Source organism: Nostoc sp., from assembly GCF_036917095.1.
Classification (GTDB): Bacteria; Cyanobacteriota; Cyanobacteriia; order Cyanobacteriales; family Nostocaceae; genus Nostoc.
Map to the genome: position 1 here is coordinate 1 of NZ_JBALFH010000014.1, position 21,388 is coordinate 21,388.

At 41.8% G+C, this 21,388-nt stretch carries 13 protein-coding genes, 2 pseudogenes and 1 CRISPR repeat array (1 of these 16 cut by a window edge); of the genes and pseudogenes, 8 read left to right on the forward strand and 7 right to left on the reverse strand.

Going from position 1 to position 21,388, the window contains the following annotated elements; all coding sequences use genetic code 11:
• Positions 1–337 precede the first annotated feature (337 nt).
• Positions 338–2,674, reverse strand: coding sequence for a response regulator (locus tag V7L01_RS02915; protein WP_335031760.1), 2,337 nt, complete (start codon positions 2,672–2,674; stop codon positions 338–340).
• Between the two features lie 18 nt (positions 2,675–2,692).
• Positions 2,693–2,810, reverse strand: a pseudogene (locus tag V7L01_RS02920) (transposase); the annotation flags it as partial.
• A gap of 49 nt (positions 2,811–2,859) precedes the next feature.
• On the opposite strand from V7L01_RS02920, the gene V7L01_RS02925 reads away from it, so the two are divergent.
• The 4 genes from V7L01_RS02925 (at position 2,860) to V7L01_RS02940 (ending at position 7,223) form a co-directional block, all read left to right on the forward strand.
• Positions 2,860–3,021, forward strand: a complete 162-nt coding sequence (locus V7L01_RS02925; RefSeq protein WP_335031762.1) for a hypothetical protein — start codon at positions 2,860–2,862, stop codon at positions 3,019–3,021.
• A 65-nt stretch (positions 3,022–3,086) separates the two neighbouring features.
• Entirely contained in the window at positions 3,087–3,896 is an 810-nt protein-coding gene (locus V7L01_RS02930) for a tryptophan-rich sensory protein (RefSeq protein WP_335032164.1), read from the forward strand.
• A gap of 340 nt (positions 3,897–4,236) precedes the next feature.
• The gene (locus V7L01_RS02935; RefSeq protein ID WP_335031764.1) at positions 4,237–4,413 is read left to right on the forward strand and encodes a hypothetical protein; all 177 of its coding nucleotides are present in this window, start codon (positions 4,237–4,239) and stop codon (positions 4,411–4,413) included.
• 41 nt (positions 4,414–4,454) lie between these two features.
• Entirely contained in the window at positions 4,455–7,223 is a 2,769-nt protein-coding gene (locus V7L01_RS02940) for a TIGR02921 family PEP-CTERM protein (RefSeq protein WP_335031766.1), read from the forward strand.
• Between the two features lie 405 nt (positions 7,224–7,628).
• Here the strand turns inward: V7L01_RS02940 and V7L01_RS02945 are convergent, their stop codons facing one another.
• From V7L01_RS02945 to V7L01_RS02955, 3 genes are all read right to left on the reverse strand, one after another.
• A complete protein-coding gene (locus tag V7L01_RS02945; protein WP_335031768.1) occupies positions 7,629–8,594 on the reverse strand; it encodes an aldo/keto reductase in 966 nt (321 codons plus the stop codon).
• Positions 8,595–9,099: 505 nt separating this feature from the next.
• On the reverse strand, positions 9,100–13,995 hold the full coding sequence (locus tag V7L01_RS02950; RefSeq protein WP_335031769.1) for a non-ribosomal peptide synthetase: 4,896 nt from the start codon (positions 13,993–13,995) through the stop codon (positions 9,100–9,102).
• 379 nt (positions 13,996–14,374) lie between these two features.
• Entirely contained in the window at positions 14,375–15,499 is a 1,125-nt protein-coding gene (locus tag V7L01_RS02955) for an LLM class flavin-dependent oxidoreductase (protein WP_335031771.1), read from the reverse strand.
• A gap of 46 nt (positions 15,500–15,545) precedes the next feature.
• Here V7L01_RS02955 and V7L01_RS02960 point away from each other — a divergent pair, with 46 nt between their 5' ends.
• The 4 genes from V7L01_RS02960 (at position 15,546) to V7L01_RS02975 (ending at position 19,586) form a co-directional block, all read left to right on the forward strand.
• On the forward strand, positions 15,546–15,815 hold the full coding sequence (locus V7L01_RS02960; RefSeq protein WP_335031773.1) for a hypothetical protein: 270 nt from the start codon (positions 15,546–15,548) through the stop codon (positions 15,813–15,815).
• A gap of 69 nt (positions 15,816–15,884) precedes the next feature.
• Entirely contained in the window at positions 15,885–16,334 is a 450-nt protein-coding gene (locus tag V7L01_RS02965; RefSeq protein ID WP_335031775.1) for a beta-lactamase hydrolase domain-containing protein, read from the forward strand.
• A gap of 63 nt (positions 16,335–16,397) precedes the next feature.
• A complete protein-coding gene (gene chrA / locus V7L01_RS02970) occupies positions 16,398–17,615 on the forward strand; it encodes a chromate efflux transporter (RefSeq protein ID WP_335031777.1) in 1,218 nt (405 codons plus the stop codon).
• 753 nt (positions 17,616–18,368) lie between these two features.
• Complete coding sequence (locus tag V7L01_RS02975; protein ID WP_335031779.1) at positions 18,369–19,586, forward strand: glutathione S-transferase family protein; 1,218 nt, start codon at positions 18,369–18,371, stop codon at positions 19,584–19,586.
• A gap of 211 nt (positions 19,587–19,797) precedes the next feature.
• Here V7L01_RS02975 and V7L01_RS35305 read toward each other — a convergent pair.
• Positions 19,798–20,019, reverse strand: a pseudogene (locus tag V7L01_RS35305) (DUF3011 domain-containing protein); the annotation flags it as partial.
• A 328-nt stretch (positions 20,020–20,347) separates the two neighbouring features.
• Positions 20,348–20,668, reverse strand: a complete 321-nt coding sequence (locus V7L01_RS02980; RefSeq protein WP_335031780.1) for a hypothetical protein — start codon at positions 20,666–20,668, stop codon at positions 20,348–20,350.
• 403 nt (positions 20,669–21,071) lie between these two features.
• Positions 21,072–21,388: direct repeats of the CRISPR family, unit length 37 nt; unit sequence GTTTCAATCCCTAATAGGGATTTTAAGTAATTGCAAT; it runs 5 nt beyond the window's last position.

Consider the following 21,388-nt stretch of genomic DNA (forward strand, 5'->3'; position numbering starts at 1 on the left):
TGTTATTTCGGAGTACTCATTTGTTATTTCGGAGTACTCATTTGTTATTTCGGAGTACTCATTTGTTATTTCGGAGTACTCATTTGTTATTTCGGAGTACTCATTTGTTATTTCGGCGTACTGATTTGTTATTTCAGCATACTCATTTGTTATTTCGGAGTACTCATTTGTTATTTCAGCATACTCATTTGTTATTTCGGCGTGTCTATAACGCACTCTAATCAATACTTCTCGGTTTTTGGGGAAAAGGGTAAAGGGAAAAGGGAAAGAAAAAACCTTTCCTCTTTACCCCAAACCCGATTCCGAGTTAAAAATGCAAAACCCGATAAGTATTGCCTTAGTTCTGCTTTAGCATAGAATTAGCAACTTGGTATAAAGATTGGATGTTTAGTCCATCACTAGGATACTCAACCACAGCAAAATTACAAGTTGCCTGGAAGCGATCGCCATTGGGAGCTGTAAAGACTTGCTGGCGCAGCTTGGTTAAAATGTCACTGAGGCGATGCTGGACGACAAGCCGTTCTGTTTCAGTAAACCCAGAAACTCCTACCACAAATTCTCCATTACCCCAATAGCCCAATATTTCGCCACCGCGAAATGCCGATTGGAATAAACGACTCCATCGTTGCAATACTTGATTACCAGCCTCATGCCCATACTGGATATTAATTTGGCGTAAATCGCTGATATTCAAGATTGTTAAGCAAACCGATTGCTGATTTTTCTCGGCTTGAGCAATCAGATGCTGTAAATCGCGGCTAGACTGTAACTGATTTGCTAGTCCGGTTAAGGGATCTTTGGTAGAGAGCGACTGTAGTAGGCGGCTGCGTTCTAGGCGGTGGGCAATCCTTGCCAGCAATTCTGCCCCCACAACGGGTTTAACCACATAATCATCTCCCCCAGCAGCAAACACCTGCTGCACTGTTTCCATCTCCCGGCGAGCCGTCAGAAATACAATTGGCAATTCCTGCCATTGGGGATCTGTGCGAACTGCTTGGCAAAGTTCTATCCCACTGATTTGGGGCATTTCCACATCCAAAATCAACAAATCTGGTGCAGTAGATTGTAATACCTCCCAGAAACGTAGGGGATCGTCCAATCCGGTCATTCGCATTCCCCAAGGTTCTAACATTGGGCCTAATGCTGCTAAAATCAGTGGATCATCATCAACTACTAATACATTTACTGTTAAAGAACGGGTAAACTGCAATATTTGAGACGCAGTTTCCCAAACTTGACTTGCTGTGACAGGCTTGACGAGAAAACCCCGCGCCCCAGACTGAGCCAAAGTCACCCGATCCACTAGCCGATCGCTGACAGCCAGCGCCAGAACAGGTACAGCAGGGGTATGTGTTGCTAAGTCCAGCATTAGTGCCAAAGTTTCCTCTCGCTGCCCGATCTCATCTACATTCAGTACTACTAAATCTGGCGATGTGGTTTGCAAGAAGTTTTTTGCACCTTCTAAGGTTGTTATTTGCTGCCAACGCATTTCCGTAGAATATGCCAGTTGTTGCAATTGTGAACCCAGTTGTAAATCAGGATCAATTAGCAGTAACTTCGGGCTTATCTCTTCCCCAATCGAGGTAACAGTTTGATTAACTACCTTCGTTTGGTTTAACAAGTTGCCTAACTCTTGGATCAGCGATATTATCTGGTGTTTTTGGGCTGGTAATAACTCTCCATCTTTGTCTAAAATCTGTTCGATTTCCCGCGCTATTTGAGTTCCTGCTTCTTGCTCAAACATTCCCAAAACACCAGCTAGCTTGTGCGCTTCTCGTCCTGCCGATTCACGTAATCCTATAGTTAGCGTGCCGCTAGAGAGTTCTGTTGCTGCTTGTTGTAGTACCTCCATTCGCTGCGTCATTAGTCCCTGGTATTGGCTCCACAACCCGCTCATTGCTTGGTTAAATTGCTGTTCAACGGATGGGGAAATATCGGGTATGGAGGAATTTTGATCTGGATTTCTTTGAGTTATTTTTTCGCTATTTCTACTACTAGTAGCTTTTTGGGAGTTTAAGCGATATCCCAAACCATAAACGTTTTCAATCCAGTCTACGGCTCCAGCTACTTTTAACTTGTGTCGCAACCACTTAATATGGGACTTAACAGTTTCTTCTTGGGGTGGATCGTCAAAAGTCCAGAGATGTTCGATAATATCTCCCCGACTAAAAACCCGCAATGGATTCCGCAGTAATAACTCCAGCAGACTATATTCTTTGGGTGTTAAATCCAGAACTTGATTATCGTATGTTACCTCGCAAATACTTGGATCTAACCGCAATGCCCCAACTTCTAGCACTGGAGGACGGGGAGTATCGCCGCGACGTAACAAAGCGCGTACCCTTGCTTGGAGTTCTCCCAAATTTAAAGGTTTAATGAGATAATCATCTGCTCCAGCATCGAGTCCCCGAATGCGATCGCTAGTTTCATCTTTTGCTGTGATCAACAAAATAGGAGTGGAACAACCACTAGAACGTAAGCGCTGACATAAAGTAATGCCATCGAGTTTCGGCAGTCCAACATCTGTTAATATCAGGTCGTAGTTAGTACCTTGGGCATATTCCCAGCCAATTTGTCCATCTCGTGCAATTTCAACAGCATAGTGTTGTTGGGTAAGAGACTGCAACAAAACACTCGCTAAAACTTCGTCATCTTCGATCAGCAAGATTCTCATAGCAACTTACTCCACATAAAAGCCAAAGTACCAATGAAGGTGAATTTTTACCCCATTTGACTAATCCTTTAAAGACCTTGTGTCCGTGTACGCGACATCGATGACAAACTTCAATCGGGGTTGAGTCAATAAGACTATGTGAGTTCGACGGTTAGAAAAAGGCAAAAAGCTTGCTAGATATGAGCATGAGAAAGCCGGCAGGTATTGCGATGGCGCGAAGCGCCCGCCGGAGGCGATCGCTAAAATTGATTGAGAATCGGCAAAAAGGCACAAAAAAACACCGAGACTATAATATAGCAATCCTAAATCTGACTTTTCACGGCATGTGGAAAAGGAAACTCAGTTAGGTTTATATGCATCGCTCTTTTTCAGATGTAAGCTAAAAGCACAAAAGATTATGAGTGAACATCCTATGCAGCAGTCCACAAGAGGCAATTACCGGGATTTTTGGCGGCAACTTGTTACTTTGGCTGCAATTTTTGGTGCTTTCGTTATCAACGTAGTATCGAACGTTTTCCCGCTCAATGGACTCAGCATAGGGGAAATTTCCAATACTTTGTTTAAAAATGTCCTGATTATCCCTGCCAATTACGCCTTTGCTATCTGGGGGCTGATTTACCTTGGGTTGTTTGCTTTTGGAGTATACCAAGCTCTACCTGACCAACGAGATGAGCCTGATTTACGTAAGACAGGTTATCTGTTGGCGATCGCCTGTGTTGCTCAAAGTATTTGGGTGTATCTGTTTTTGTCTCGGCTTTTTGCTCTTTCTGTAATTGCAATGCTTTTGATTCTGTTGCCCCTAATTGGTGTTTATGTGCGGTTAGAAATTGGCAATAAGCGTGTACCTCGGCTGAAAAAATGGTGTGTTCACTTTCCGATTAGCATTTATCTGGGCTGGATTAGCGTGGCGACCATTGTCAACGTAGCGTGTGCCTTGTATTTTCACGGGTGGAACGGTTGGGGGATTTCTGCTGTAACATGGACTATCATCATGTTATTGGTAGCAACAGCAGTTGCAGCAGTTATAGTTATCCAGCGTCGAGACATCGCTTATACAGGAGTAATACTCTGGGCATTGGTGGCGATCGCTGCGCCAACGTCTGCGACGAACGCACTCAAGCACTCTGATAATTCAATGCTTAGAACTGCCGCGTTGGTTTTGGCAATTGTCCTGATTTTGACCGCTACGATTAACAGCTTACGCCCCCAACAAGAACATTGATATTGATGCGTGCCAGTGGTAGTTAGTTCTTAGAGAACACAACACTATTATTCGTTGGTTTGATGAAATTATTGCTTCCTTTTCACGAATGCCCAATACCGTAGCCAATTACCCAAACCATTGAATCCTCAAGATTGCCGAAAGCCCTGATGATGTGGGCTATTTGCGTTAAATTTTGTGCCAAGATTTCATTATCTAAGCAAATTGTTAGAAAAGCCAATGTTGAGGGAAAACTTAAAATAAGGAACTATGTTTAAAGTATTGATTAGTTTGTGACTAATTATTAAAAGTAAAAATAATTTATGAACATCTTAGAGATCGCAAAGAACGTGATAAGTTATTGTACTGGTATGTACATACTTTACTGCGGGGACAGTACACAGGTTCAACTGAGAGCATTCTGACCCAAGATTTACACGTATTGCAATCTCTAGATAACCCGCTTGACCAACTCTTCGCCAATTTACGACAAATTCGTGGTGAGTTAGAAATCAAATTTATTGACTTTCAAGGCTAGCGTATAGATGCAGAAACATCAATTTTAGGAGGAGTAAAGCTGTGAAATTGTTTTGGAATGCAAGTTATTACGGAATTTTTTGGATCTGGAACCTGACATTTTTAATGTTAGTTTACTTAGGGATATTACCATACGTAGGTGTGCCATTATTACAGGCAACTTTAAGAGGTGATATCCCAACTGAATTTTTCTTTACTCTAGTTACTTTAATTGCCATCCCCACAATTTCCAGTATTATCGGTGCCTGGAGGTTTATTAAACAACCTTTACAACTAATTCGCCTATTTTATGGTGTAGAAGCACCACTGTTGGTGTTGTGTTTGTTGCGGTTATTTGTGATTCGAGAACTGACATCGGCTAGTGGCCAAATTCTGATAACAGCGGGTATATGTATAGCTGCTTTTACTGGGGAATTATTTTGGGGTTATGCTTCCCGACGCAAAAGTGGTTTGCAATGGGTACAAATGTTAGCCCATACATTAATGCTGATATTTGGTATTTATGCAGGTGCAATGTTGTTATTTTATGCCTTGCCTTTAGCGGTATTTCTGTTGCAACAATTCATCAAATTTGCATGGGTACAACCATTATGGAGTATACTATATCACTCAGCTTTTGTGGGGGGGTTATTCCTGATTCTCATTTGGCTAGTTCTTGTCGGTTTTAGTGCCACATTGTTTGTTGCAATGCCATCAGCGTTAACAGCAATATATGTATATTCGGGAGCAAAAATTTTAAGATATTTTGCTTCAGAACATGGTAATAAGAAAACATTTGCTGGTGCTAGTGCAGTTGTTGTGGCGTTTGCTGTTACTTTTGTATCTTTACAACAACAACCCCAAGTATTAGCTTTTTCACTCTTAGCTAATGCACCTAAAAATGATAGCGATCGCCAAATGCTTGTAGCCAAGTCAGAACAAATCCGTACAGGATTAGTTAATGCTTATTTATCTTCTTACCGGTATCTTAGCAGCAAGCAAGAAAATAACCATATCAGTGCTATGTATCATCAGGTATTAGGCTTAGATAAATCGGCTGCTGATGGAGTGCAAGCAACTTATAACTTTCTGATGTCACCATTTTTATATAATGGTTCTGACAAAGATACTGTCAAGGCAGAGAAACTTTACGCCGATTTTTTTGATACACCTCTACAAAAAGCAGAAAAAACAGCGGTTAGTCACGCAGTACAATCTACTTTTAACGAACAAGAAGTTAAAGCAGGTTTATTAAATATCAACGAAAAAAAAGTTTTATTGGTATCACAAGAAGTCACAGTTAAAGAACATAACGATTGGGCTGATGTGGAATTGTACGAAGTTTATAAAAATCAAACACGAGAAGTTCAGGAAGTTTTTTACTCCTTTTCTTTGCCAGAAAGCGCTGTAATTACTGGCTTATGGTTGGGAGATACTAATAAATTAGACCAACGTTTCCCTTTTGTTGTCTCTTCTCGCGGTGCTGCCCAGAAAGTTTATAATTCTCAAGTTAGACGTTCGCGGCCTATAGATCCAGCTTTGTTGGAACAAGTAGGGCCGAGACATTATCGCTTACGGGCTTTTCCGATTCCTCCTAAAAATGTACAACAAATAGTAGGGCAACCACCACTTCCCACAGAAATGCACCTATGGTTGACTTACAAAGTGCTGGGACAAGACTTGGGTTGGGAAATGCCCGATTTAGGGGAAAGACGTAATATATTCTGGACTAATCAAACCAAGCGTATCCGCAACGGCAAAGAAATCGGTTTGAAAGCCGATGCTTGGTTAGAAAAATTCATCCCCGCGAGTGGAAAAATTCAGCCTGTATTACATGAAGTAAATTTAGAGGAAGGCTACAAAATATTAGCTAAACCCTTATCTCGTCAAGATTACACCTTACCCAAAGACCAACGAGTTGCTGTAGTTCTCGATACCTCTCGCAGCATGGGGCAACATATTAAAGAATTGGTGCAAACATTATCATGGTTGAAAAAACACGGCTTTGCAGATAATGATTTGACAAACAACGATGCAGATTTATATCTTAGTGTTTCTCCTGGCGCTGCACCCAAACGGTTAGACGATCTCCAGCAATTTCAACCGGAAAAAGTCGCCTTTTACGGCACAATTCAACCCCAAGAAATGCTGACACAGTTTAATAATTTGCGTGGAGATACAGTTTATGATGTCGTTTTGCTGTTGAGTGATGAAGGTAGTTATGAATTGTCGAAGAACAATAAAACTGTCCCGGATATGCCTGTACCTTTGTGGATGGTACATCTAGGTGGATTACCTGGGGCTTATAACGATGGCATCATTAAATTATTACAAGATAGCGGTGGTGGGGTTGGTGTTGATATTTCTGAGGTACTGCAACGAATTGCAACTAAATCAGTTTTAAGTGGCTCTGTTGTGAGTGTTGTTAATGGTTATGCTTGGTATCTGCAAACATTAGACACAGCAATTGCAACTAGCAACCCACAAGATGATTTATTGCCATTAGCAGCTAGACAATTAATTTTAGGGTTGAGTAAAAAAATTAAGTTAGATAACCTCAAAAGTTTGGATGCGATTCACGCCATAGCCAAAAAGTACAAGATTGTTAGTCCTTATTCTTCAATGTTGGTATTAGTCAACGATGAACAAAGACAGTTACTCAAAGAAGCAGAAGCCCAAAGCGATCGCTTTGACCGTAAAGTTGAGAATGGGAAGGAAAATCTCTCTAAACCCATTAATCCCTTGAAAGTTAGCGTACCTGAAGCATCAGGGGGATGGCTTTTAGGTGTGAGTGCGATCGCTCTATTCATCTTTGTGAAGCGTCGGCGTTAATTAATTACTCTTCTGGATTACACCATGAAATCATCTTACTGAATAAAAGTAATCCAGGGGCACGCCGTAAAACTCAGCGGCGCACTGAGCATATGTTGCTGGTGATAGTGTGCTCAGTGAGTTGGAAAGATGGAGATAAGGTAGGAATAATATCCGCGATCGCGCAGTCTTGAAAGCAATCGCAGAGATTATTGAGTCACTAAGGCTGGACGATAATTATTAAGCGGCCTCGGGCCAGAATCGCTACTGCTGGAGTTTACACTGATTCGACCGATAACGCCCGATGACGTTGAGTGTTGACTTCCGGATAGTGGTAAGCTAATCGGCATTTAAGTTGCATAAAAGCAGGGCTGAAGCCCTTACTACAAGCGAATTATTCTGGAAAAATGAATGACGATTAGCTTACTAGGTGTTTGAGGTACTGGCTTGATTGAGAAGGTCAATAGAATCTTGGTCGAGCTTTATATTGACAGCTTTGATGATATCGTTGAGTTGCTCAACCTTTGTTGCACTAACAATAGGAGCAGTAATGCTGGGATTAGCAATGAGCCACGCCAGAGAAACTTGGGTGGGAGTAGAATTATAAGTATTTGCCACCCGATCGATTGCCTTTAAAATTCGCAAGCCACGAGGGTTTAAATATCTTTTTACAGAATTACCACGAAGACTAATAGACAAATCTTTTTCTGAGCGATATTTACCAGAGAGAAAGCCACTGCACAGAGAGGAATAGCTAATTACACCAATTTCCTGTTCTTGGGAAATTTGTTGTAAATCTTGCTCATAACCATCTCGGTCATACAAATTATAACGAGGCTGAAGGCTTTCATAGCGAGGATAGCCATATTGGTGGCTAATTTCTAATGCCTGTGCCAAACGCTCTGCACTATAGTTTGAAGCACCAATTGCACGTACTTTTCCCTGACGAATCAATTCTCCGTAGGTTTCAAGAGTTTCTTCAAGCGGAGTGTTTTCATCATCGATATGCGATTGATACAGATCGATATAATCGGTTTGTAATCTCTGCAATGAGTCTTCAACAGCTTGTTGAATGTGTTTGCGAGAAAGCCCTTTGCCTTTAATACCCATGTCATTACCAACTTTAGTAGCAATCACCACTCGATCGCGGTTGCCACGCTGCTTAAGCCACTTCCCTAAGATGCTCTCCGATTCTCCACCCTGATTCCCAGTAACCCATTTGGAATAAACATCAGCAGTGTCAATAAAATTACCTCCAGCCGCTATAAAGTTATCTAAAATATCGAATGAAGTATTTTCATCAATAGTCCACCCAAACACGTTGCCACCAAAAGATAGTGGTGATACTTCTAGTTCTGAACGTCCAAGTTTACGCCTTTGTGTAATGGCCATGAGTTTTTTTTTAAGACAGCTTTAGAATTACTTGTGCTAATTCAAATTAAAAATCCAGTATACTATTAAAACTACTATAAGTTAATTGGCAAACCGTAGTTTAAGAAATAAACGTAGGCGATCGTGGAAAATCATTCCAAATCTAGGCTTCTTATCGTTGAGCGTTCTTAAGCATATTTGTTCTCAATGCTACCACCTATTTGGTCTGCGTTAAAAGTGTTGGCATTCACTGTGCTGTTAGACGAACTAGTGAGCGCCTTTTTTGTCCTGATTTCTCTCTCTTCATTGTCTGTCTAATTTGTCAACGCATAAGTTCTAATTCTTTCCAGGATTTAGTCGTGAAGTAGAAGTTCCGAAATTTTACATAACTAACCGCTTTCTAGCTTTAACTGAACCGTATTATCACTCTCCATAAATAGAAATTACGGAGAATGACAGAAAAGGGTTAATCTGACTAATCTTTGTTCCTTTGAGTCAGTTAGATAAAGGAATGTTAAGCTGAAAATTATAGCGCGAACATGTACTCCTGCCTTAAAGGTGGTGAATTTAAGAAACCACTACTAACGAAATATGACAAGTATTTATCTAGGAGTTTAACATCCATTGGTGGACAAACAATTGCAGAATCTGCCAATCCATTCAGGGTATTCTGATAGTCATAATCAACTGTATTTTGATACAACTCCATGATTGTCAAAGAATTTTGATAGACTTTTTCAGACATCATCGGTAAAAGCGGATGTAAAACATTTTCCTGAGAGTGCCTGAAATTTGCAATTAGCTCATCTTTCCACTGAGTATATGGTAACTTCTTGAGTTGATAACCATTAGAACAAATAAACTCAAAAAGCTCGATAAGTCCAATATTTTGGTCTGGTGGGGGTACTATATGGAAAGCCTTTCCTAGAGATTCTTGCTTTTTGGATAAATGGACAATTGCTCTGCTGGCGTAATCCACAGGAATCAATTCTTCTTTTTGATCTATGAGTTCTGGATAACTACCAAGCTGTATGCATCCTTTAATAATTCTCGGCACAAAAGCATCTTTTGTATGAGCAATACCTGTACCGCTATGTCCCATGAGAAATCCTGTTCTGTAGATGCTAACAGGTATTCCCCTAGACTTGGCAACCCATACAAGATTTTCGGCTACCCATTTGGTTTGAGCATAGCCAAGATCCAGAGCAACATAGTCTTTACAAAGCTCGATGTTGTCATCTTCGTAAACTACTTTTTGTCCTGTAAAATGGCTGATTGCACCAAAAACAGCAATGGTAGAAATGTAATGCATTGGTTTAATTTTGCCCATACAAGCTAATCTGAGAACTTCTTGAGTTCCGAGAACATTGGATTTCTTGATTGCAGAGTATGGTTTAGCAAAATTGACTTGGGCAGCACTGTGATAAATAGCATCAATTTGCAGAGCCAGCTTTTCAAACTGTTCGCTAGGAATACCCAAGTATGGCTGTTCTAAGTCTCCCGGAATCGCAATCACATGAGAGCTAAAATTTGGATGATGGAGGGAATATTTTTCTAGGTTTTGTTGAATCTTTTTTAACCCTTCATGCTCGTTCGTGGAACGCACTAGGCAGTATATTTTTGCTTGAGTTTGATGTAGCAGTTCATCAAGTAAAAAAGCCCCCAAAAAGCCTGTAGCTCCTGTGAGAAAAACATGACGCAATTCATTGATCTGAGCAACAGGCCTTCCTTGAGCATTGATGGCGGGATCGAGTACTACCTCAGATTTTAGATCGATCGCACTGCTTAAAGCAGAAACGCCATCTCGACGCACTGTCTCTATTACCTGAGCCAGCGCTTCTATAGTGGATTTTTCAAACAAGCTTTTTAGAGGTAAATCTACTTGAAAGGTTTCTCTCACAAAAAAAATCAACTGAGATGCTAGCAGAGAATTACCACCAAGCTCAAAGAAATTATCGTGAATCCCAACTTCTGCGATCGCCAGAACTCGGCTCCAAATTTCAGCCATTTGTGACTCAATCAGAGTACGAGGTGCGACAAATGCTGCTTCTAAATCGCTTCTATCCATTTTAGGCTCTGGTAGACTGCGAATATCTATATTGCCGTTATATATCTGCTTAGTTTGGCGATCGCCAGGGAATGTTAACAGGGGTAAGTTGGAAATTGTCTGGTCTGGGTTAGAGACAATACTCTGTACTAAAGTAGAAAAATTTTCCACCATCAGAGCGATCGTCTCAGCTTTAAATAGGTCAGTACTATATTCCAAGTTGCCCGATATCCCTGCTGCTGTCTCGCGCAGTTCGAGGTATAGATCGAACTTGGATGTCCCGTTATCAATTCCCAGATGGTTCATTGTCAATCCGGGAACAGTCAGCTTAGGCGCTGGGGTATTCTGAAGATTAAACATCACTGAAATCAGTGGATTTTGGTTCAAGCCCCGCTCGATCTGTAGAGCATCAACTAGCTTCTCAAACGGTAAGTCTTGGTGAGTATAACCTGATAAAGCTACTTCCCGGACTCGACCTAACAACTGCCGGAAACTTGGGGAGCCGGACAAGTTGGTTCGCAATACCAAAGTATTGAGCAAAAACCCAATTAGTCCTTCTAATTCAGAACGGTGGCGGTTGCTAATCGGAGCACCTACTAAAATGTCTTCTTGCCCTGTGTAGCGAAATAGGAGTGTCTGGAATGCTGCCAACAAGGTCATAAACAAGGTAGTACCTTCTTGGCGCGAGAGAACATTCAGGGCATCGGTTAGGGATTTGGGGATAACGACCGATTGACGCGCCCCTTGATATCTTGGCTCCAATGGTCGTGGATAATCGGTGGGCAATTCTAATATAGGTAGACTGCCGCTCAAATGTTGCTGCCAATAAGCAAGCTTATTATTTAAAATTTCACCTTGCAGCCACTGCCGTTGCCAAGCTGCAAAGTCAGCATACTGAATAGCTAAGTCAGGAAGGGGCGAAGGGTTGCCAGTGGAGAAAGCTTGATAGAGGACTGACAGTTCCTCGAACAAAAGATTTAAAGACCAATCATCACAAAGAATATGGTGTAGGTTGAGGAGGAATATATGTTCCTCTGAACTCAATTGCAGCAATGTTGTTCGCAGCAATGGCCCTTGAACTAAATCGAAAGGACGTTGGGCTTCTTCAAGGATGAGCTGGCGGACTTGAGATTCCCGATCGTCTGGAGACAGCCCTTGAAGGTTCACTACTAAAAGTTTGATGGGAAAAGTTGAGTGGATAACCTGTATGGGTTGTCCGTTCAAGCTCGAATATGTAGTTCGCAGGACTTCATGGCGGTTGATAATTTCATTCAAACTCTGTTCTAATATTGTGGCGTTGAGTACACCTCTGAGGCGAAAGGCTTCGGGAACGTTGTAAAAAGCATGATTGGGTACTAACTGGTCAAGAAACCACAACCTTTCTTGCCCAAACGAAAGCGGTAAATCGCGATCGCGCCCAATGGATTGTATTGGCACTACAGAACATCCGATGTCTTCCTGTTGTGCTTGTATAATGCTGTCAGCTATTTCAGAGATGGTGGGCGCTTCAAAGAAATGCCGCATTGGCAACTCAACCTGAAAGATATCGCGGATACGACAGAGGATCTGAAAGGCTAGTAAGGAATGTCCTCCCAACTCTAAGAAATTGTCATAAACGCCAATCTTTTTTAGACCCAATACATTAGACCAAATTTCTGCTACTTGTTCCTCAATCGGAGTGCGAGGAGCAACAAACTTCTCATTTGCATTTAAAGTTTGAAGGGGTGCTGGGAGCGCCTTACGATCGACTTTTCCGTTAGCTGTTAAGGGTAAAGCACTCAATTGCACAAAGCGAGAAGGGATCGCGTAGTCAGGCAATTTCTGTTTGAGAAAACGGCGTAAATTACCAACATTCGTGTCTGATGATTCGGGCTTGAGAACTACGTAAGCTACTAGGCGTTGGTCGCCAGGGGAAAATTCTTTAGCAATCACTACAGCTTCTTGCACATCAGGATGTTGCCACAGTGCAGTTTCAATTTCTCCTAGCTCAATACGGAAGCCGCGAATCTTTACTTGTTGGTCAATGCGCCCAATATACTCAATGTTGCCATCTGGTAAGTAACGAGCTAAGTCGCCTGTTTTATATAATTTACTCCCTCCTGCCTTGTCTACGACACGCTGCGCGATCTGCCTCCTGCCTCCTGCCGACGCTCGCGGACTTGCTAACGCTGCGCTATCCTCAAAAGGGTTGGGGATGAATCGCTGATCTGTCAGTTCTGGATGGTTGAGATAGCCTCTGGCTAGTCCCTCGCCGCCAATGTATAGTTCTCCAGAAACACCTGTGGGTACTATCTGCATTTGTTCGTCCAACAGAAGACAGTATGTGTTGGCGATCGCACGGCCAATGGTCACGATGCTGTCACCTTTCTTCACCAAGGCAAATGTAGAATAGGTTGTATCTTCCGTAGGGCCGTATAGATTAAAGACTTTTTGAATATTATCCAACGTATATATCTGCTGCACCAAACGATTTTGCAGAGGTTCACCTGCTAAGTTAACGATGCGAACAGAAGTGGGTATACCTTGAATTCTCAGTAACTCTGCGATCGCAGATGGCACTGTATTGATTAGAGTGACTTCTTGAGCGGCAAGTAAAGTAGGTAAATACAAGGCATTTTCTGCCAAAATTACCTTACCACCCCAACTGAGGGGAACAAATATTTCAAAAACTGAGAGATCGAAGCAAATAGATGTTGCAGCCAGTACTCCAGCTAGATCCTCTGTTGTAAAAACTTCTCTGGCCCAATGCAACAGAGCGACTGTGCTGTGATGTTCAATAGCTACCCCTTTCGGCTTACCAGTCGAACCGGAGGTGTAAATGACATAAGACAGGTTTTCATCTGTAACTATGCTGGTCAGATTCTCCTGACTTTGTTGAGTAATTGCCTCTTTATCGCTATCTAGACAAACTATATGGGCCTGATGCTCTGGCAGCTTTGAAAGTAGATGTTGTTGGGTCAGTAGTATTGGTAACTGTGAGTCCTCTAGGATTAAAGCTAGGCGCTCTGAAGGATAGGCTGGATCTAAGGGGACATAAGCTCCGCCTGCTTTCAGGATGGCTAATAGTCCAACAATCATTTCCAGCGATCGCTCCAGGCAAATGCCAACTAGAACCTCAGGTTTGACATTCAGGGTTTGTAGATAGTGCGCTAGTTGATTAGCTCGCTGGTTAAGTTCTTGGTAAGAAAGCTGCTTATCTTCAAAAATCACCGCAATTTGCTCAGGTGTTTTTTCTACTTGATATTCAAATAACTGATGAATACATATATTACTTACGTAAGCTGCTGGATTTTCATGCCATTCCAGAAGCAGTTGGTCTACTTCCATCTTGGGTAGACTGAGGTCTTGTTGAGAACTTTCAGTAGAATTTTTCATCGTACAATAGTATTTTTTGATACTTCAATTTTATTTATAAATACTTAAAATGGCAAGTCATAATGAAAAGTGTACAGTGACTGTTATTTGTCGTTATGACAAATTGTTGTTGCCAAAAAAGACTGTGCAGCAAGACCTTTAAAAACCCTAAAAAAGTAAGCTTGGCAAAATTATCCTGACTGGAATAATATTGAGCATTATTCGTTTCCGATCGGAAATGTTGAACAGTGATACAAAAATTTACATTCTAGTAATACTAACTCTAAAAAGCCTAAGTTAATTAACAAAAGATTATCTCCTCAAACCAATGAACATAATTGATTTTCTGACACATACAAGATTGAAAATAGCAGAATTTATCTAAGAGTGTATGTCCCTATTATGCGGGAGCCGACTTACTTCTCTGAAGATAGCCTTCTCTAACTAACGGTAAAACGTTTCGCCCCACATTTTCGCACTCTTCTAAATGGGGATACCCAGACAATATAAAAACTGTGATTCCCAAATCGATGTATTGTAAAAGACGCTCCGCTACTTGTTGATAGCTACCAACAATTGCCATTCCCGCACCACTCCGCACTACAGAAATACCAGCCCAAAGCAGTGGTTCAACATACCAATCTTCATCAGCATTGCCTCGTAATTCCCACTGTCGGCTTTGACCGACACTTTCCCGCTTAGTATTAGGAAATTCGGTGGCTCGTGCTTTAGCTAATACTTTTGGAGAAACTTTTGCCAGCATTTCCCTTGCTGTTTCTTTGGCTTGGACTTCAGTTGGCCGAGCAACAATATTAATCCTCAATCCATAACGCACCTCCTTTCTCCGTCCACAATTATTTACTAATTGCTGCATCTGGTTGATTCGGTCAGCAACTTGTTGCTGTGCTTCCCCCCACATCAGATAAACATCTGCAAATTCTGCACCTACTTGTTGAGCCATTTCACTCGCACCACCGAAATAAAATAGCGGCCCAGATGGTTGCAGAGGTAAGGTTTCTAACCGAGTTTGATGGAGTTGATAAAATTCTCCCTCATAGTCAAAGGGATTAGTAGTTGACCATAACTGCCGACAAATTTGCATAAATTCACGGGTACGACGATAGCGGCTATCATGACCTAAATAATCACCATACATCGCTTGTTCCGTTGGTCGTCCACCTGTGACAATGTTAAGCGAAAGGCGACCTTTACTGATGTTATCTAAGGTAACAGCCATCTTTGCCAATATTGGGGCCGAATAGAAACCTGGACGCACAGCTACCATTGCCCCAGCACTAATAGTGAGCGCTAAAACTGCTGTTGCTAAAGTCCAAGCCTCCATAATATGGTTGTTGAAACCCATACCAATTAGAACCTGCCGGAACCCAAATCGTTCTGCTGTTTTAAAAATCTCAACAGTATACTCAAGACTGGGAGGACGTTCCCAAACGGGCAAACCCAAGTAGAATCCATCACCAGATACCGGAGCACACCAGTTAAATTCCAGTCCCTGTTTTGCAAACATTCATGCAAATTTTAGATTGCGATTCAATTATGCAGCACAAGCAGGTATGATATCGTGTCCGGTTAAAGACTTATCATTAAGACCGCAAGGGGGCAGGGAGCAGGGAGCAGGGGGCAGGGAGCAGGGGGAGAAAGAGTTTTCAGATTTTTGCACAGATGCAGGAATCATATCAAGTCCGCTTAATCACTTACGATATGTCATTGCGAGTGGAACAGAGTGGAACGAAGCGATTACTTCACTCCGCGATCGCTGCCTTCATAACGAGAAGTATTTAGGCGGATATGATATAACATGGTGCGTTAGCCTCAAGCCGTAACGTACCCTACGAAAATTGCTCTATCAAATAAACTACGATAAAAACATCGAAATAGTGTAGTTAAAGATTATGAGTAACAATAAAAAAGTTAGTGATGACTTGAGCGCTGCTGGACAACCAACTTCTGAGGAGTTAAAACAGGCAGCCCAAGAGGGATTTAAGTCGGTGCTGAACCTGCGTTCTCCCGATGAAGCAGGTTTTCTCAGTGACGAACAGCAGCAAGCCGAAGCGGCTGGACTGCAATATGCCAATGTTCCATTAAAGCCTTCAGAACCAAATCAAGAGCTAACAAAGTTAGCAATTCAGGAGATTGAGAACTTACCCAAACCAATTTTAATTCACTGTGCTGCTGGAGCAAGGGCTGGTGGTATCGCCTTGATTGCCAATGCGATTAGCGAAGGTCTGACCTATGAGGAAATTAGTCAGAAAGCGCAAGAACTGGGTTTAAACTTAGAACAACCGCACCTCAAGCAATTCCTACTTGAGAAGTATATTGCTAAGGAAGCAGAAAAAAGTTAGTGATTTTGTGAGTCTAGAAGTGGTTGTTACTCTTGTTGCTTGAAAAAATATTGCCTAGCAAAAATGACTAACTCAGCATCAAGTCGTTTGGGCGAACTCGCCAACCTGTTTTTTAAACTGGGCGTCATCGGCTTTGGGGGCCCGGTTGCCCATATCGCGATGATTGAAGATGAAGTGGTTAAGCGGCGTCAGTGGTTGACAAGGGAGCATTTCCTAGATTTGCTGGGTGCAACTAACCTAATCCCTGGGCCAAATTCCACAGAAATGGCTATCCACATAGGATACATCTATGCAGGATGGCTGGGGCTGATTGTGTCAGGCGTCTGTTTTGTCTTACCTGCGGTTCTAATTACTGGTGGGTTTGCTTGGGTTTATGTTGCTTACGGCACTCTACCCCAAGTTGCTCCTTTACTTTATGGCATTAAACCGGCTGTTTTAGCAATCATCATCAATGCCCTCTGGGGCTTGGCAAAAAAGGCTGTGAAAACTCGCCAGTTGCTGGTAATTGCTTTGGCTGTGGCATTACTGACATTGTTATTCAAATTAAATGAAGTAATTGCCCTATTAATTGGGGGATTGCTGGGTATGCTTTGGTTACATTCTGGTGAGAAAAACGCCAAACCAGGAGATAAAGCCAATTTTCTGATTGCTAGTCTCAGCACAGGTGCGACTTTGAAGGCATCAGCGGCTGTTGCTGCATCGGTAGCGACTGTCTCTGCAATCAACGTTTCTTTATGGCAGTTGGGTTGGTTTTTTCTTAAAGTTGGGAGTGTCTTGTTTGGTGGTGGCTATCTTTTGGTGGCTTTTCTCCAAGGAGGATTAGTTCAAGAATACGGCTGGCTGACACAACAGCAGTTACTAGATGCGATCGCAATTGGTCAATTTACTCCTGGGCCAGTACTTTCCACTGCTACGTTTATTGGTTATATCATTGCCGGTATACCTGGCGCAATTGTTGCCACAATCGGAATTTTTCTACCTTCTTTTGTTTTCGTTGCTGCCCTGAATCCCCTAATTCCACGCTTACGGGCTTCTTCTTGGACTAGAGCATTTTTGGATGCTGTGAATGTTAGTGCTGTAGCGTTAATGGTTGTTACCACCCTGCAACTGGGGATAGCAACTTTAACATTACCACAAGCCCCGTTTGTAGATTTTCTCGGCTGTGCGATCGCGATCGTCTCAGCCATTTTAGCTATTCACTTCCGCATCAATGCTGCATGGCTAGTCTTTGGTAGCGCTTTAATTGGATGGGGTGCTTCACTCTTGGGCTACACTCGATGAAATTGCAAGTGCTGTAGATTTAGAGCAGCTATTAGCTTGACTTTAAACACCTTTTAGTTTAGGTGTATTTTTTTTACTAAAGCTTTGTATCGTCTCTATAAATCGAATTTATAGAGATTTTTCTGATTTTGCCGACTTAAACAAGTCAAAAATAGATATATTAAATCTTGCTTTCAAACTATTTTCATGTGATAATCACCACTAACACCTGTAAATCTATAGAATTACCGGAGTTAATAATACAACTTCAAGAAGTCAACTTTCTATCTGTTTAAAAGCTATAAACATACCAGTCTATAGCTTGAGGGCTGCTATCTTTAAAAAAAGTTTGCTACTTTGCGTTGTAGCAGACAGAGTTATTCACATCTGTGCATATTTTATAGCAATCCTATTTGAGTTGTGAAAAATATAGATTGGGAAACGAACCGCCAAGGACGCAAAGGAAAGAAAGAGATATAATTTTCACGAATAATTTAGGACTGCTATAGATTGGAGTTCTAAAGGTTAACAGTTAAATTTCTGGTGCCAAATTTTATCTATATTTCCATTCCATCATCTAAATTCCTATCCTTAAGAGTCAGAAACTTGTCTATGAAGTTCCAGTTATTTCGTCTCATACCAGCTTGTGGTCGAGCTAAAAAGCAACGTCATCCCAACGAGGATTGATGTGAAACCATTATGGGATGGCAGCTTTACGAATGCGATTAATAAATGCAAATAGTTGGAAAAGATTAACTTAAACTAAGGAGAAATATGTCAATTCAAGACACCGTATCTAACTGGGAGCAACTGTTAGAAATTGCCCAAAAAAATACCCCGGCTAGACGGGTGCGTAGACCAGGGCAATCTCCTTCTACTGCTCCCATCCCTAGTAGTCTTCATAAACTGCCGCCAGGTACAGAACCGCCAGTACTGCTATACCGTGATACTAACTCTTGGTGTCCATTTTGCGAACGGGTTTGGTTTGCTCTTGAAGAAAAAGAAATTCCCTTTGCAACAGAGTTTATCGATTTGACTAACAAGCCTAAATGGTATACAGATTTAGTTCCCACAACCCTTGTCCCCGCAGCTAAAATTGAGGGAAAGTTAGTCTATGAATCTAAAGACATTCTGTTAGAATTGGAAGAACGATTTGGCCCAACCTTACTTCCTGAAGACCCAGAGGAAAACGCCGTTGCGAGGCAGTGGCTTGACGAAGCTGAAACCAATGGTGTCAGAGATATTGCTTACAAATTTCTCAGACAAGCCCCTGAAGATCCTCATGAATTAGCAAGCTTACAGGCAGCTTTTGAAGCGAAATTAGACGAATTAGAGCAACTTCTTGGAAAGTATCCTGGCCCCTACTTTTTGTCAACCTTTAGCGTGGTAGATATTACCTATAGCCCTCATTTAGACCGCTTGGCGGCTAACTTACCCGTTTATCGGGGATATCACCTCAAGGGAAATCCCCGGTATCCTCGAATCAACGCTTGGTTTGAAGCACTCAAACAGCGTCCCGCCTATCACCGCGTCAAATCGGATGATACCACCAACAATTTACTCCTACGTCGGCGATGGGGCGTGACACCAATTGGCAATCCCTTGCCACCCGATGCAGCAGCTAGTCAAGAAATCCAATTTCGGGCAGAAGCGGCTGAGAGATTGACGGATAACCGAGAAGTTGCTTTAGGAGACATCCTGAAAAACTCCGGGGTACAAGCATTGGCAGTTAATGGAGATACAACAGCCGTTAAAGAAGCGGTTGATTTTCACCTCAGATTGCTGGCTGACTATCTGATTAATGGCAATGGCGCACCATTACCGTGGGGACGCGTAGGTGGCAAAGACAATGCCGATCCGATTGTGTCTGCGGTTGGAGCCATCACACTCGCCTATGTGAGAAATCGTATCTGTGCGCCACGAGACATGAGCGCTGGTGCAGCAACTGCATTCAGGGCAGCAGCAGATAAGGTGTTGGCATCTCTCTATTAGCGATCGCTCGTGACAGGTTAAAATCCTATTTCGCATGGTGGTAGTCTGGACAATTTTTAGCTACCACCAGTTTTTATCGGCACGATGACGCTAAGTACCCAATTTCCTATCTGTCATATCTATCGTTTCTATCATATCTGTCATATCTGTCGTTTCTGCGATCGCCAACAGAGAACTCGGCTCGGCAACCATTTCTCACCCAAATACGATTTCTCCTATAGCCCCAATTTCCTCTACAACTGGCGTTAGATAATTGCCTAACAAGCCTCACTCTACCTCTTGTAGGTATTGAACAAGTATTCCTCTGATTATTCTGGCTTGAACAACTGATTATCTCTTGGGCTGAAGCGGGAGCGGCAACGCCCAAAAGTGTACCGATAGTAACGCTGGCAACCATGAAGGTAGCAGCAACTATTGGAAGACGCATAACCATGTTAGACCTCTTCAAAAAGAAAAAATAAAAACTATAGTATATTCTAGCAAACTGTATTAAAAGCTAATTTTAAGATAAGATAAAATGCAAATTTTCTTTGCGATGTCAGCAGCATTAGATACAACGGTTTCCATCAAGCAAATAAGCAATACTGAAACTTGAATTTAGACTCTTGAAGTATTAAATTAGGCGAAAATCTGATTTTATAAATATGTTTAATAGCTTGATGAAAATAGTAATAACGGTATTGCTTTGAGCATATTTATGTCAATAAAAAAGGAGAGTATTGCTACTATCCTAAAAGTAATATCATCTAGAATTTATTTTCTTAGTGATTAAAGCGAGCTTGACGTTCGCGCAATTCACGAGCATGTCGTTCGCGGGCTTGACGTTCGCGCAATTCACGAGCATGTCGTTCGCGGGCTTGACGTTCACGCAATTCACGAGCGCGTTGTTCCCGGACTTGACGTTCGTGTGAGACTTTACTGTTATTAAAAGTTACAGTATTACGATTAAAGCGATCGTGCTCAGATTTAAATTCAGCGGCATTAGCATTTGGAGAAAGAGCAGCAATTGAAGCAGCAGTTAATAAGCTTCCAAGAAGAAAAGATTTAAAGCGGTTCATATATCTTTGTAACTTGCCTTGCATTACTGGATTTGTATAGCCTCAATCTAATCGAAATAATCAGGCACACGCCTGTGAAAAAAGTCATGTTTAAATAGGTACTTTTGTCACTAGTACTAAGATTTATACTTTATTTTTTAAATCGAATAATGGTTGAAATTTTACTTAAAATGCGTTATCCCCTCAGTATGCTTAGTAAAACTCAAGCCGGATTGCTATATTAGAGGTTATTCAATACAGTTCGCTTAAGGCAAGAGACGCGATAAATCGCCGTCTTTACAAGAATCAGTCCTTTGTAGAGACGGCGATTTATCGCGTCTTTGCTTTGCGATTAGCGGCGTGTCATCAAAAAACCTTATCCGAACCGTATTGAGAGGTTATTTTTTTTGGGTTTTACGGTGATGGACATCACGCGCCCGTCGCAGTTGTTTCAATCCCTAATAGGGATTTTAAGTAATTGCAATGATCGCGCCTGCAAGAGAAAGTTGCGAAGGATGCAGTTTCAATCCCTAATAGGGATTTTAAGTAATTGCAATCTACAAAATGGCAACCTTGGCAGTGATAAAGTGTTTCAATCCCTAATAGGGATTTTAAGTAATTGCAATTGGGTGGCAGTAAAACCTATTTCGTTTTTTGTCGTGTTTCAATCCCTAATAGGGATTTTAAGTAATTGCAATTCACGAATGAATCAAGGGAATTACTTGTAAGACTCGTTTCAATCCCTAATAGGGATTTTAAGTAATT

Coding starts and splice junctions, on each gene's coding strand:
- V7L01_RS02945 (WP_335031768.1), bottom strand. CDS start 8,594: ATGGCCATTACACAAAGGCGTAAACTTGGACGTTCAGAACTAGAAGTA.
- V7L01_RS02915 (WP_335031760.1), bottom strand. CDS start 2,674: ATGAGAATCTTGCTGATCGAAGATGACGAAGTTTTAGCGAGTGTTTTG.
- V7L01_RS02975 (WP_335031779.1), top strand. CDS start 18,369: ATGTCAATTCAAGACACCGTATCTAACTGGGAGCAACTGTTAGAAATT.
- V7L01_RS02925 (WP_335031762.1), top strand. CDS start 2,860: ATGAGAAAGCCGGCAGGTATTGCGATGGCGCGAAGCGCCCGCCGGAGG.
- V7L01_RS02960 (WP_335031773.1), top strand. CDS start 15,546: ATGATATCGTGTCCGGTTAAAGACTTATCATTAAGACCGCAAGGGGGC.
- V7L01_RS02965 (WP_335031775.1), top strand. CDS start 15,885: ATGAGTAACAATAAAAAAGTTAGTGATGACTTGAGCGCTGCTGGACAA.
- V7L01_RS02930 (WP_335032164.1), top strand. CDS start 3,087: ATGCAGCAGTCCACAAGAGGCAATTACCGGGATTTTTGGCGGCAACTT.
- chrA (WP_335031777.1), top strand. CDS start 16,398: ATGACTAACTCAGCATCAAGTCGTTTGGGCGAACTCGCCAACCTGTTT.
- V7L01_RS02980 (WP_335031780.1), bottom strand. CDS start 20,668: ATGCAAGGCAAGTTACAAAGATATATGAACCGCTTTAAATCTTTTCTT.
- V7L01_RS02955 (WP_335031771.1), bottom strand. CDS start 15,499: ATGTTTGCAAAACAGGGACTGGAATTTAACTGGTGTGCTCCGGTATCT.
- V7L01_RS02950 (WP_335031769.1), bottom strand. CDS start 13,995: ATGAAAAATTCTACTGAAAGTTCTCAACAAGACCTCAGTCTACCCAAG.